Genomic DNA, 12,519 nt, shown 5'->3' with positions numbered 1-12,519 from the left:
CAAACCCATGACTGCGCCGATCACCGTCGACGATGTGTGGCGGGTGCGGGGCGACTGGCGGGCGATGCACGAGGCGGCCCTGCGGCTGCGTGACGACCGCCGGGCGACCGCCGACGCGCTGCGCAGGTCGTCGGCCGCTCTCCGCCACGGACAGGAGCTGCTCTGCGCGATCCTCGACCGCGTCGACGTGCCGATGACCCTGCACGACGACGGCCGCCTGACGTTCTACCCCGCTGACGCCGACGACCTCGCCGCACTGCGCAGGGCCGAGCTCGCCGCCCGTGAGATCCAGGCCGCCCTGTCCACGATCGTGGCGCGGCACCGGGCGGCCGCGAGGTGAGCGAAGGTGGCCGGCCGGGCCGCTCCGGCCAGGGGGAGCGCGGAGCGGCCCGGAGCGCACAAGGCCGCTACTTCGCGCCGGCCTTGTCGAGGGCGGCCACGGCACCGCGGTGGAGGGGGACCGGGTCGGTCTTGCGGACCGTTTCGAGGGTGATGCCCTTGGCGGCGGCGTTGGCCCTGACGAGCTCGTCGCGCTTCTCGATGAGGGTCTTCGTCAGGACGCAGGCGAGGTTGGCGTCCATGTCCTCGCGGACGAGCAGGACGTTCGGCACCACGATGGTCTTCACGTCGGCCGTGGTCTTGTAGGTGGCGGCGGGGATGGTGCCTTCCTGGTAGGCGGGGCCGAGCTTCTGCATCTCCGGCAGCAGGCTGCCGAGGTCGAGCAGCTGGACCTTGTCGGCGCTGGTGGTGAACAGGTCGGTGACGCCGCCGGTGGGCAGGCCGCCGGAGAAGAAGAAGGCGTCGATCGTGCCGGCCTTCATGGCCTCGGTGGTCTTGGGCAGGTCGAGGCGCTGCGGCTGGATGTCGGTGTCGGGGTTGAGGCCGGCGGCGGTGAGGATGCGCTTGGCGATGACCTCGGTGCCGGAGTTGGGGGAGCCGGTGGAGATCCGCTTGCCCTTCATGCCGGCCACGGACGTGATGCCGGAGTCCTTGCGGACGACGACCTGGGTGGCGTTGTCGTAGATGCGGCCGAGTGCCGCGAGCTTCACCGGTTTGCCGTCGAAGGCGGCCTTGCCCTGCACGGCGTCGGTGGCGCTGTCGAAGAGGGAGAACGCCACCTGGTACTGGCCCTTGTCGAGGCCCTGGATGTTGGCGACGGAGGCGCTGGTCTCGGCCGCGGTCGCCTTCACCTTGTCGTTGGTGGCCTTGGTGACCTGGGTGGCGAGGGCGTTGCCGACGACGTAGTACACGCCGGTGGTGTTGCCGGTCGCGATGGAGATGCGGGTGTCGGCGGTGACCTCGCAGGTGATCGCCGCGGCGGTGTCGGTGTCCTTGGTGTTCGCGTCCTGCCGGCCCCCGCAGCCGGCCAACGCGACGACGGTGAGGGTGGCGGTGAGCAGAATCCTGGGTTTCACGCGGGTTCCTCCTCCAGTGACGGGGTCGAACGGGATGCGCGGACGAGCACCAGCACCGCCGCGGCGAGCAGCAGCGCGACACCGGTGAGCACCGTCCACAGGGAGAGCCACAGCAGCGCCAGCGCGGCGAGGCCGGCGAGGACACGGGCCGCGGGGCCGGCCGGGCCGGCGCCGATGAGCCAGCCGCCGGCGGCGACGGACAACGCGAGCACCCCGGCGGCGGACGCGGCGAAGGCGAACCCGACGTCGTCCCAGCCGCCGAAGCCGAGCAGCCCCCGGCCGGCCGGGGTGACCACGAACGCGATGGGCACGAGGTAGGCCGGCAGGGCGTACCGCAGCGTCTGCCACATCGTCGGGAACACCTTGCCGCCGGTGACGGCGGCGGCGGCCACCGACGCGAGCGCGGTCGGCGGGGTCGCCTCGGACAGCACCGCGAAGTAGAAGATGAACATCGCCGTCGCGGGCCGGTCGACGCCGAGCTCGAGCAGCGCCTGGCCGATGATGACCCAGCCGATGATGAATGACGCGGTCACCGGCACCGCGAGCCCCAGCAGGGTCAGCGCGACCGCGGCGAACACCGCCGTCAACGCGATCACCGCCGTGTGCCCGCTCGCCAGCGACTGCGCCCAGTCGACCATCAGCCCCGACAGCTGCGGGCCGAGGCCGGTCTTGGTGGTGCTGGCGGTGATGATGCCGGCCGCGACGCAGACCGCGACGACGGGCAGCACCCCGCGGATCCCGGCGGCGAGCGACGCGACGAGGCGCCGCGGGGTGAGCCGGTGCCGGCGGTCCAGGAACGACAGCAGCGCCGCGAGGAGGGTCGCGTAGATGACGGCGCGGGTCGCCGGCTGCTCCAGCGCCAGCAGCACGATGATGACCAGCAGCGACGCGAAGTGGTACCCGAACCGGCCGAGCAGCGTCCACGGGGAGCGGACCCGCAACGCCACCGGCCGCGCCCCGAACCGCCGCGCGTCGATCTCGACGGCGAGCAGGATGCCCAGGTAGTACAGCAGCGTCGGGACCGTGGCCCAGCCGAGCACTGACAGGTAGGACACGTCGAGGTACTCCGCGATGATGAACGCGGCGGCGCCGAGCGTCGGCGGGGACAGGATCGCGCCGACGCCGGCCGCGGCGAGCATCCCGCCGGCCCGGTCCGCCGGGTAGCCGGCCCGGCGCAGGATCGGCCAGGTGACCGCGCCGATGCTGACCGTGGTCGCGGCGCCGGACCCCGACACGGTGCCGAGCAGGAACCCGGACGCGACCGCGGTGCGCCCGGCCGCCGACCGCGACCGGCGGAACGCGGCCACGGACAGCTCCACGAAGAACGCGCCGGCCCCTGACGCGTCCAGGACCGCCCCGTAGATCGTGAACAGCACGATGTACGACGCGGCCACGTCGAGCGGGGTGCCGTAGAAGCCGCTCTGCGAGTTGTACAGCGCGTCGACGATCTGGTCGAAGTCCAGCCCGAGGTGCGCCAGCGACCAGGTCTGCGGCAGGTAGCCGCCGTAGTAGTCGTACGCGAGGAACACCCCGCACACCACGGGCAGCACCCAGCCCGTGGTGCGCCGGCACGCCTCGAGCACGAGCAGCAGCAGCGCCGTGCCCATGGCGACGTCCAGCGGGTCGAGCTGCCCCTGACGGTTCAGGAACGCGTCGTAGCCGCCGCTGGCGAACGGCAGCAGCGGGTAGGCGCACGCCGCGAGGGCCACCGCGGCGAGGATCCAGTCGCCGGGGGTCGGCCCGCGGCCGGGGTCCGCCGCCGGTGTACGACGAAGCCGCACCCCGGACGGGTACACGACGAACACCAGCGGCAGGACGCAGGCGAGGAAGATCGCGAGGTAGTACTGGCCGCCCTGGGCCAGGGGCCGGAACACCTGCCACAGCACGAGGACCGCCGACGCGGCGGCGGCGACGGTGACCCCGGTGTCGACGGCGCCGGTGAGCCGGCGGCCGGGCTTCTCGTCCTCGAACTGGGCGGCGAGCTCGCGGACGCTGTCGTCCTTGAGGGTCGCGTCGACGTCGGCGACGGCGGTCCGGGGCGCGGCGGTCCCGGGCGCGGCGGTCTGCGGTGCGGCGGTCTGCGGCGCGGCGGGTGCCGAGCCGGGCTCGACCACGTCCGGCCTGGGGCTCTCGGGTTCCGGCACGGGCGGAGAGTACAAGATTTCATAAATATTCGTAACCGTGATAGTTCAGGTTTTGGTCGCGAAACGGCAACGGTGGGTCACCGGGCATGATTTGGGGCGTGTACGAGCTCGACGTGATCGCCGACGACAGCCTCGGCCGCTTCGTCGCCCGCTGGTACGGGCTGCCCGACCGCCCCCGCCGCGACCTCGACCTGCCCGACCACCTGCCGGAGCCGCTCGCCGGCTGGCACCGCGCCGCGGCCCGCTACTCGCTGCCGCTGAGCCGCGACCACGTGATGCTCGACCCCGCCGACCTCGTCGAGTCCGCCGGGCTGGTCCGCTTCTGGGTCGGCGCCGAGGACTGGTACTCCTACGCCCCGGGCCCCGCCGACCCGCTCGTCGTGGAGAACGACACGACCGCCACCGGCGTGCCGCTGTCGCGGTTCCTCGTGTACGCCGCGGTGTACGAGGCGACGTACGCGCCCCTGCACGGCCTCGTCCTCATGTCCCCGTCCCCGGACGCGCTACGCCAGGTCCGGCTGCGCCTGCGCGAGCTGGACGACCCGCTGTGGCGCTGGCCGGACCCGCGGACCCGCTACTACGGCGACGACGACCTGCTCGGCCACCTCGGCCCCGACCGGGTCGTGCTGGCCGCCCGCCACCGCGACGCCCTCGGCCGGTTCGACGGCCTGGGCCTGCCGTGGGACTGGGACACCAGGACCGTGTGACCGGGCCGGCCCGGACATCGTCCCCCCTCGGTCATGATGTCCGGGCCGGCCTGTCCGGCCCCGCGGCGCGGAGGGCCGCAGGGCCGGGGCCCGACCCCGGGACGGGCGGCGACCCGCCCCGGGGTGGCTCTACCGGGACGGCGGGCTCAGCGCCGGCAGCAGCAGGTCGAACACGGCCGCCGCGTGGCGGGCCGCCGCGACGTGGGTCGCGTCGTCCTTCGCCTGGTCGGCGTGGTCGGAGATGCCGCGGACCGTCAGCCAGCCGACCAGGTCCGGGTCGTGCGGGACCGCCTCGTGGAAGGCGTGCGCCACGGCGAACACCTCGGTCTCGACCGCCGCGATCTTGTCGTTGTACGCGACCGCGAACTGGCGGATCGGTGACGCCGCGTCGGCGATCACCGCCTCGCCCGAGGCGATCGGCCCGTGGTGCACCCGGAACTCCCTGCGGTCCACGGTGAGCGGGAACGGCTCGCCGCGGGCGCTGAAGAACGCGTTCACCGCCCAGCGGATCACCAGCGGCGCGGTGTGCGCCTGGCCCCGGTGCAGGGTCTCGCCGGGCTTGTCCTTGCGGGCCTCGTAGTACAGGACGTCGTCGCTGACCACCACGTCGCCGAGGCGCAGGTCCCGGTGGATGCCGCCGGCGATGCCGACCACCACGGTGGTGCGCGGCGCGGCGTGGCGCTGCAGGTGCGCGAAGGCGCCCGCCGCCGGGTGCTGCCCCGGCCCGCCGGCCTGGACGCCGACGACGTGCAGCGACCGGTCGCCGGCGGGGACCCGGCCGTCGAAGAACACCGGACCGCGCGAGGCCCGCAGCTCGGTGACCCGCCGGCGCAGCACCTCGGCGACCGCCTCGGTCTCCTCGCTCAGGATCGTGATCACCCCGACGTCGGCGCGGTCCCGCGTCTGTGCCGGGGGTTCGGCCGGCGGTTCGGCCCGCGGGGCGCCGCGGGTCCACACCGGGTTGTGGCTGCCGGCGTTGCCGCGGCCGCCGAACACGTTGCCGCCGCCCAGGGTGATGTCGCCGGTGCCGGAGTGCGAGACCCCCGAGTTGTGCGTGGTCACGACCGCTCCCCGCGGCCGGGCTGGCCGGGCGTCGCGGGCCCGGCGCCGAAGAGGTTGCCGCCGCCCATGTTGACGTCGCCCTTCCCGGAGTGCCAGACGCCGGTGTTGAGGATGTTCATGGCCCGCATCCGGAACTCCGACAGGTCCACGTCGTGTTCGTCGAGGAAGTCGTACACCGCGGCGACGACCTGCCGTTCGATGATCCGCGTGTACTTCTGCACGTCGTGCCAGTGCAGCGAGTGCTCCAGGAACTCGTCGGACCCGGCCTCGCGGACGCTGACCGCGGCGCCGTAGTCGTAGCGCCGCGAGCGGGCGCCGCCGCCGCCCGTCGACGCGTTGCCGATCTTGTCCAGGGCCAGCCGCGCGAGGTTGAGCGGGGCCCGGCCGACCATCCGCGGCATGTCGGCCAGGCTGTGCACGGCCGCCCGGATGAACGCGAAGGGACCGGTGCCGCGCACGTCGTCGACGATCCGGTAGGCCCACTTGCAGGGCGGCAGCGCCCAGCACGACACCTCGAGGTACAGGGTGTTGCCGTGCAGCGCGCAGTGCACGTAGACGTTGGTGACCAGCTGCCCGTCCCAGGACACGACCCGGAAGGCGAGGAAGAGGCGGGCCGGCCTGGTCGGGTCGGCGACCAGCGCGGCGACCTCGGCGGCCGGCAGCGCGGGCCGGAACTCGGCGGCGGCGATCTCGCTGCCGGCCATGAACACCCGGTGCTCGACGGCGAGGCCGGGCAGCCGGTGCGCCGGGTCGCTCTGGTGCGCCAGCGCCTCGACCCGCCCGCGGACCGCGCGCAGCAGCTCGTCGGTCGTGAACGGCAGGCGGTTGAAGATCCGCTGCCGTTCGGGGGTCGGGTGCAGCGGGTCGCGGTCGGCGCGCAGCAGCCGCAGCGCGGTGCCCCACGTGCCGGTGTCCTCGCCGGAGCCGACGAACGGCCGGGGGCCGGCGAACACGGTGACGTTGCCCTGCTGCTCCTGGTAGATCTCCTCGTACCGCGGCGCCGGCGCGGGCGGCTCCGGGACCATCCCCGGTGCCAGGTGCTCCAGCTGCTGCTGGCGCCAGATGCCGGTGCCGAGCGCGCCGACGAGGACCGCGGCGATGAGCCCGTACACGCTGCCCTGCAGCAGCAGCATGACGGTGGTCACGTCGGCGTCGCCGGCGCCGGCGTTGGTGGCGAACATGGCGCCGAGGACGGCGACCCCCACCAGCGGCAGGACGGTGACCGCCAGGAAGAAGGCGACGGCCGTGACGCCGCTGACCAGGAAGATCCGGAAGCGGATCCGCAGCAGTCCGGCGTAGTCGCCGGCGCGCAGCAGGTGCACGACGGTGACGGTGATCCGCCACAGCATGACGGCCCACTGCAGCAGCAGGAGCCCGCTGCCGACCGCCAGGACCGCCGGGATGCCGATGATCGAGAAGAACGCGATGGCGAACGCGGCGGTCACGACCGCGTCGCGGATCAGGTTGGCGCGGCCGGCCCGCCGGGCGTGGCCGAGGACGGTGCCGAGGTCGAAGCCGTAGGACGGCGCGACGAGGCGCCGGGGCTGGTCGTAGACCTCGCGCAGGGCGAGCCGGCAGAACTCCTCATCGAGGTACGTGCCGGCGCACAGGTGTCGGGTCGCCGCCATCGGCGGTGCCGCCGGGGCGGGGGTCTCGTCGCGTGGCCCGGCCTGGCGTGGCGGGCGCGTGCTGGTCGTCATCGTTGCTCCACAGCGTGTCGGTGGGCCGTCGGATGAGCCGGACCGGCGCAGGGTGGGCGCGTCACGCACCGCAACGCATCGCACACGGTCTTTATGTACAAGTGACGTTAAGCCCGTGACGGAGTTCGCGTCAAGATGACGTATAGCTATCGTGTGACGATGACCAACCATGCCGGGCGGGCCGCAACGACACTCACCGTCGACCTTGTGGTGCTCACTGTCCGCTACGGGACCCTGCACGTCCTGCTGATCGAGCGCGGCAACGAGCCGTTCAGAGGGCAGCTCGCGCTACCCGGTGGGTTCGTCCGGGCCGAGGAGGACCTTGACGACACCGCCGCGCGCGAGTTGACCGAGGAGACCGGCCTGGACGCCGGCCGGCTGTACTTCGAGCAGCTGCGGACCTACGCGACCCCGGGCCGCGACCCTCGGGGGCGCGTCGTCACCGTCGCCTACCTGGCGATCCAGGGGTTCCTGCCGGAGCCGTCCGCCGGCACGGACGCCGCCGACGCGCACTGGCGGCCGGTCGAGCCGTTCCTCACCGGCGGCGGCCTCGCCTTCGACCACGACGCGATCCTGTGCGACGCGGTGGAGCGGGCCCGGGCGAAGCTGGAGTACACGACCGTGGCGACGGCCTTCTGCCCGCCGCAGTTCACGATCGGCGACCTGCGGCAGGTGTACGAGGTGGTGTGGGGCCAGCCCGTCGATCCCCGCAACTTCCACCGCAAGGTGCTCGGCGCCGAGGGGTTCCTGGAGGCGACCGGGCAGCAGCGCCTCCCGGAGACCGGCCGGCCCGCGAACCTGTACCGCCGCGGACCCGCCACCGTCCTCACCCCGCCGATGCTGCGCCCGCAGCCGCAGGCCAGGCCCCGCTGACCGCCGCCCGGGTCAGGGCACGTGCACGAGCATCGCGCAGACGTCCTCGTCGTCGGGGATGTTGAGGCTGGTGACCAGGTGGGTGACCACCGCGTCGAAGTCGCTCAGGTCGATGTGCTCGCCGGCGCGGCGGACCAGGTCCAGGCCGCCGCCGCGGCGCCGGTCGACGCGGGCCTGGCCGCCGGTGTAGAGCAGGACCCGGTCGCCGGGGTCGAGGGTCACCATGGTGTCGGAGTACCGCATCTCGGTCACCTCGCCGAGCGGCAGGCCGAGCGGGCCGGACAGCACGGTGCCCTGCCCGGCCGCCGTGTACCGGACCGGCGCGACCTGCCCCGCGGCGGCCCAGCGCAGCTCGCGGGTCGCGGGGGAGTAGCGGGCCACGACGAGGCAGGCGGTGTGCTCGACCTCCATCGCGCAGAGCATCCCGTTGACGGCGCTGAGGATGTCGCCGGGGGGCATGTCGAGCGCCGCGTACGCGCGCACCGCGTACCGCAGCCGCGCCGCCGTCGTCATGGAGGACAGGCCGCGGTCGTCGACGTCGCCGAGGACGAGGATGGTGCCGCCGTCGGGCAGGGAGGTGGCGTCGAACCAGTCGCCGTCCACGGTGCCGACCCGCTCGGGGGAGCGGCAGTGCCCGCAGATCTCGACGCCCTGCATGTGGCCGAGCTCGGGGTCGGTGGGCAGCAGCGCCTTCTGCAGGGCCTGGGCGGCGCGGCGTTCGTCGGCGAGGCGGTGCCGCTGCGCGGCCAGGGCCTCCTCGGCGCGGCGCAGCCGGGCCTCGATCGCGCGCTCCTCGGTCACGTCCTGGACGGTGCCGCGCACCGCGTACACGTTGCCGGTGTCGTCGAAGAGCGGCTCGGCGGTGAGGCGCAGCCGCCGGCCGTTGACGCGGCCGGCGCCGCGGACCTCGGCCAGCAGGTTCTTGCCCTCCACGACCGTGCGCCGGACCGCGTCCTGCACGGCGAGCAGGTCGTCGGCGTGGACGCTGGCGGTGAGCTCGTCGACGGGGACGCCGGCGGCGTCGCGGCCGCCGTGGAACAGCCGGATCAGCTCCGGTGAGCAGCGCGGCTCGGGGTCGCGCAGCTCCCAGCAGAACGAACCGACCCCGGCGATGCGCTCCGCCTGCAGCAGCTGGTCGTAGAGCAGGTCGGCCTCGGTCGCGATGCGCCACACCGCGAACACCCGGTCCCACAGCCGCACCGCGTGCACGGAGATGGTCTGCGCCGCCGGCACCCCGTCGGTGCGCGGGTCGGCGCGCAGCCCTTCCAGGCGGCGCGGCTGGCCGTCGTGCAGCATGCGGGCGAACTCCGGCAGCAGGGTCGTGCTGCCCAGCGTCGGGTACGCGGCCAGCAGCGTCGCCTCGTCGGGGTCGACCCTGGCGGCGGCGAAAACCTGCCGGGCCATGACGTTGGCGTACTCGACGCGGAAGTCGACGAGCTGGCCGTCGACGGTGACCGGGGACAGCAGGGCCGCGGGATTGTGCAGCACGTCCACGACGGTCGGCAGCCACACCTGCGCCGGGGCGGCCTGCGCGGTCTCCTCGCCCTCGACGTGGAACCAGGCGCTGGCGATCTCGTCGCCGATGAGCGTGTCGATCTGCCGGGCCACGGGCTCCAGCAGCGCCGCCACGTACCGCCGCAGCTCGTCGCCGTCGGGCAGGCCGTCGGCCCAGCTCATGATGATGCCGCCGAGGACCCGCTCACCGGAGATCAACGGCGAGGCGAGCACGGTGTCGCCGCTGAACGGCAGCTGGTCCATCACCGGGAACCGGCGGGTGACCTCCTCGCCGCCGACCAGCCAGATCGCCTCGACCTCCTGCACGGCGACGACCAGCGGCAGCGCCGGGTCCGGAGGGATGCGCGACCAGCGGCTGCGGACCTCACCGGGAATGCCGTACGTGCCGACGCCGCGCTGCGCCCCGTCCGGGTCGAGCAGCGTGATCATGATGGAGCTCGGCCCGGGCCACGCGGTCGGCGCGGTGCCGAGGACCTCGGCGATCTCGTCGTAGCCGCGGGCGGCCGCGATGCGGGCGCTGAGCAGCTGGTGCTGCGACTGCAGCGCCTCGACCTCCGGGGTGCGGCTGGCCCGGCGGCGCGGCTTCTCCACGGCCGGCGCGGGCGCCTCCGAGGTGGCGGCGGCGCGGGTGCGGCTGCGCGCGACGTGCTGGCGCAGCTCGTCGTCGATGAGGTTCACCACATCGGGTGCGTCGGGGTCGGGCGACGTGGTGCCGACGATCGCCGCGGCGACCTCGATCAGCTTGATGTTGGTGCGCTGCGACAGCCGGACCAGCTGGTCGAACCCCTGGTCGGGGCTGACCCCGAGCCGCTCCACGAGCACACCCTTGGCCTGCTCGATCACGGCGCGGTTGCGCATCGCGGTCCGGACGCCGGTGAGCTCGGCGCGCAGCTTGGCCACCAGCGCGGCGAGCGCCTCGGCCGGCTCGGCGCTGCCCCCGTCGGCCGCCGCCGCAGCGGGACCAGCGGGAGCGGCGGGCTGCGTCGGCGCGGCCGACGTGGACGGCCGCGCCTGTCCGGCCGGTCCGGCACCCGACCGACCAGCGCCCGACGGCTTGGCCACCATGTCCTCCAACGTCTTCGCCCCGAGCCGCCGTGAACGGGCGGATCCGGTGTGTCACCGAGCCGGTTGTGACTCGACCGTTGATGTTTACCACCATCGGGCCCGGGTAGGGGCGTTGGCAGGTCAGCGCAGTCGGCCACGTGGAGGTGCGCGCAGTGCAAGAGGCATCTTCGTCGCGGGCGGGTGCGGGTTGAGGATCGCGATCGTGTCCGTGCACGCGAGCCCGTTGGCGCTCGGCGGCTCGGGCACCGGTGGACAGCACACCCACGTCACCGCCCTCGCCGCGGCGCTCGGCCGGCGTGGGCACGACGTGCGGGTCTACACCCGGCGCGCCGCCGCGGACCTCGACGACGTCGTCACGACCGCCGAGGGTGTCACCGTCGAGCACGTGCCCGCCGGGCCCGCCGAGGAACTGCCCGCCGACGCGCTGCTGCCGTTCGTCGGCGACTTCGGCCGCGCGCTCGCCGCCCGCTGGCGCGACGACGCGGCCTGCCCGGACGTGATCCACAGCCACTTCTGGCTCAGCGGCCTCGCCGCCCTGACCGCCACCGCCGAGCACCGCATCCCCGTCGTGCAGACCTACCACGGCCTGGGCACGGTGAAGCGGCGCGTGCTCAAGGACCACGACGGCAGCCCCGAGGCCCGCATCGGCCTGGAGCGCACGCTCGGCACGATGGTCGACCGGGTCGTCGCGCAGTGCGAGGACGAGGTCACCGAGCTCGGCCGGCTGGGCATCCGCCGCGCCGACACCGTGATCGTGCCGTCCGGCGTCGACGGCGAGCTGTTCGCGCCGAGCGGGCCCCGCGCCGACCACCTGCGCCCCGGCATGCGCCGGATCCTCAGCGTCGGGCCGCTCGTGCCGCGCAAGGGCTTCGCCGACCTCGTCGAGGCGCTGCGCCGCGTCCCCGGAGCCGAGCTGGTCGTCGTCGGCGGGCCGGCGCCGGACCGCATCGACCGTGACCCGCAGGCGCGCCGGCTGATGGAGCTCGCCGACCGGTGCGGCGTCGGCGACCGGGTCAGGCTCATCGGCGCCGTCCCGCAGCAGGAGCTGCCCGGCTGGTACCGCTCCGCCGACGTGCTGGCCTGCGCGCCCTGGTACGAGCCGTTCGGTCTCACGCCGCTGGAGGCGATGTCGTGCGGGGTGCCGGTCGTCGCGTACGAGGTCGGCGGCATCGCGGAGAGCGTCATCGACAACGTCACCGGGCTGCTGGTGCCGCCGCGGGACGTGCCGGCGATGGCGGGCGCGCTGCGCGGGCTGCTCGGCGACGAGGTGCGCCGGATGAGCTACGCCAGCGCCGCGATCGACCGGGTCCGCTCCCGGTACACGTGGGAACGCACCGCGACCGACGTCGAGCGGGTGTACGGGGCGGTCACGGGGCAGGGCGCCGGGACCGGCGAGGCGGACAGCGACGCGGACGCCGACGACGAGGCACTGACGGACGTCAGTTCGTAACCTTGTCATCACCCAGCGACAGGCGTACGTTTGTATGACCCGCAGCATCGGTTGAACGGCCGATGAGGCCGCGGTCGTGAAACAGTCGCGACCAGCCGCCGGCGGAGTGCGCCGGACGTTCGAGACCAGGGCGTCAGCTGGCGACAATCCTCACGTGGCCGCAGCCCGCAATCCGTGGCGGACGGCCATGGCAGCAGGCAGGGGGATCCCCCATGACCGCCACCACCCACCCGTTCGCGACCGAGTCCACCGTCACCGTCGCCGCCGCGCGCCCACGGGCCCGGTCCGGCGCCCGCCCGCAGTACCGCGACGTGGAGCTGGAGGCCCGCGCGCTGCTGCTGCGGCTGGCGGACCTGCCCGCCGGCGGCGCCGAACGCGACGGCGTCCGCGCCCGGCTCATCGAGCTGCACCTGCCCCTGGCCGAGTACCTGGCCCGGCGGTTCCGCAACCGCGGCGAGCCCCTCGACGACCTCGTCCAGGTCGCCGGCGTCGGCCTCATCAAGTCCGTCGACGGTTACGACCCGGCCCGCGGCGCCGCGTTCACCAGCTACGCCATCCCGATGATCGTCGGCGAGCTGAAGCGGCACT

Annotated in this window: 10 protein-coding genes; 5 read left to right on the top strand and 5 right to left on the bottom strand. The window is 74.0% G+C overall.

Annotated elements, in window-relative coordinates:
- Window positions 1-7: 7 nt before the first annotated feature.
- Window positions 8-340, top strand: coding sequence for a hypothetical protein (locus OP18_RS37700; RefSeq protein WP_033363963.1), 333 nt, complete (start codon window positions 8-10; stop codon window positions 338-340).
- A gap of 67 nt (window positions 341-407) precedes the next feature.
- On the opposite strand, the gene OP18_RS37695 is transcribed toward OP18_RS37700, so the two are convergent.
- Both OP18_RS37695 and OP18_RS37690 read right to left on the bottom strand, forming a co-directional pair.
- Window positions 408-1,415 carry a TAXI family TRAP transporter solute-binding subunit gene (locus tag OP18_RS37695; RefSeq protein WP_052387927.1) on the bottom strand — a complete coding sequence of 336 codons (1,008 nt, stop codon included), beginning with the start codon at window positions 1,413-1,415 and terminating at the stop codon, window positions 408-410.
- Window positions 1,412-3,559, bottom strand: a complete 2,148-nt coding sequence (locus OP18_RS37690; RefSeq protein WP_245635661.1) for a TRAP transporter permease — start codon at window positions 3,557-3,559, stop codon at window positions 1,412-1,414. Before OP18_RS37690 ends, OP18_RS37695 begins: the two co-directional genes overlap by 4 nt.
- Before the next feature lie 98 nt (window positions 3,560-3,657).
- Here OP18_RS37690 and OP18_RS37685 point away from each other — a divergent pair, with 98 nt between their 5' ends.
- Window positions 3,658-4,266: a hypothetical protein gene (locus OP18_RS37685; protein ID WP_033363962.1), complete on the top strand. Its 609-nt coding sequence runs from the start codon at window positions 3,658-3,660 to the stop codon at window positions 4,264-4,266.
- 129 nt (window positions 4,267-4,395) lie between these two features.
- Here OP18_RS37685 and OP18_RS58855 read toward each other — a convergent pair whose 3' ends face one another.
- Together OP18_RS58855 and OP18_RS58850 are read right to left on the bottom strand one after the other, a co-directional pair.
- The gene (locus OP18_RS58855) at window positions 4,396-5,328 is read right to left on the bottom strand and encodes a 5'-methylthioadenosine/S-adenosylhomocysteine nucleosidase family protein (RefSeq protein ID WP_052387926.1); all 933 of its coding nucleotides are present in this window, start codon (window positions 5,326-5,328) and stop codon (window positions 4,396-4,398) included.
- Window positions 5,325-7,028, bottom strand: coding sequence for a hypothetical protein (locus tag OP18_RS58850; RefSeq protein WP_162189882.1), 1,704 nt, complete (start codon window positions 7,026-7,028; stop codon window positions 5,325-5,327). The genes OP18_RS58855 and OP18_RS58850 overlap by 4 nt, the downstream gene beginning before the upstream one ends.
- Window positions 7,029-7,187: 159 nt before the next feature.
- Here OP18_RS58850 and OP18_RS37670 point away from each other — a divergent pair, with 159 nt between their 5' ends.
- A complete protein-coding gene (locus OP18_RS37670; RefSeq protein ID WP_033363960.1) occupies window positions 7,188-7,901 on the top strand; it encodes an NUDIX hydrolase in 714 nt (237 codons plus the stop codon).
- A gap of 12 nt (window positions 7,902-7,913) precedes the next feature.
- On the opposite strand, the gene OP18_RS37665 is transcribed toward OP18_RS37670, so the two are convergent.
- Window positions 7,914-10,481 carry a SpoIIE family protein phosphatase gene (locus OP18_RS37665; protein WP_033363959.1) on the bottom strand — a complete coding sequence of 856 codons (2,568 nt, stop codon included), beginning with the start codon at window positions 10,479-10,481 and terminating at the stop codon, window positions 7,914-7,916.
- A 187-nt stretch (window positions 10,482-10,668) separates the two neighbouring features.
- On the opposite strand from OP18_RS37665, the gene OP18_RS37660 reads away from it, so the two are divergent.
- Together OP18_RS37660 and OP18_RS37655 are read left to right on the top strand one after the other, a co-directional pair.
- Window positions 10,669-11,931, top strand: coding sequence for a glycosyltransferase (locus OP18_RS37660; protein WP_081971446.1), 1,263 nt, complete (start codon window positions 10,669-10,671; stop codon window positions 11,929-11,931).
- Between the two features lie 212 nt (window positions 11,932-12,143).
- Window positions 12,144-12,519, top strand: a 376-nt coding sequence (locus tag OP18_RS37655) for a sigma factor (protein ID WP_281179558.1), incomplete at its 3' end; no start/stop codon positions are given.

The organism is Dactylosporangium aurantiacum, from assembly GCF_000716715.1.
GTDB lineage: Bacteria > Actinomycetota > Actinomycetes > Mycobacteriales > Micromonosporaceae > Dactylosporangium > Dactylosporangium aurantiacum.
The sequence above is the reverse complement of the archived record's forward strand: the minus strand, read 5'-3'. Positions and strand labels throughout refer to the sequence as shown.

Coding starts and splice junctions, on each gene's coding strand:
- OP18_RS58850 (WP_162189882.1), bottom strand. CDS start 7,028: ATGACGACCAGCACGCGCCCGCCACGCCAGGCCGGGCCACGCGACGAG.
- OP18_RS37665 (WP_033363959.1), bottom strand. CDS start 10,481: ATGGTGGCCAAGCCGTCGGGCGCTGGTCGGTCGGGTGCCGGACCGGCC.
- OP18_RS37670 (WP_033363960.1), top strand. CDS start 7,188: ATGACCAACCATGCCGGGCGGGCCGCAACGACACTCACCGTCGACCTT.
- OP18_RS37700 (WP_033363963.1), top strand. CDS start 8: ATGACTGCGCCGATCACCGTCGACGATGTGTGGCGGGTGCGGGGCGAC.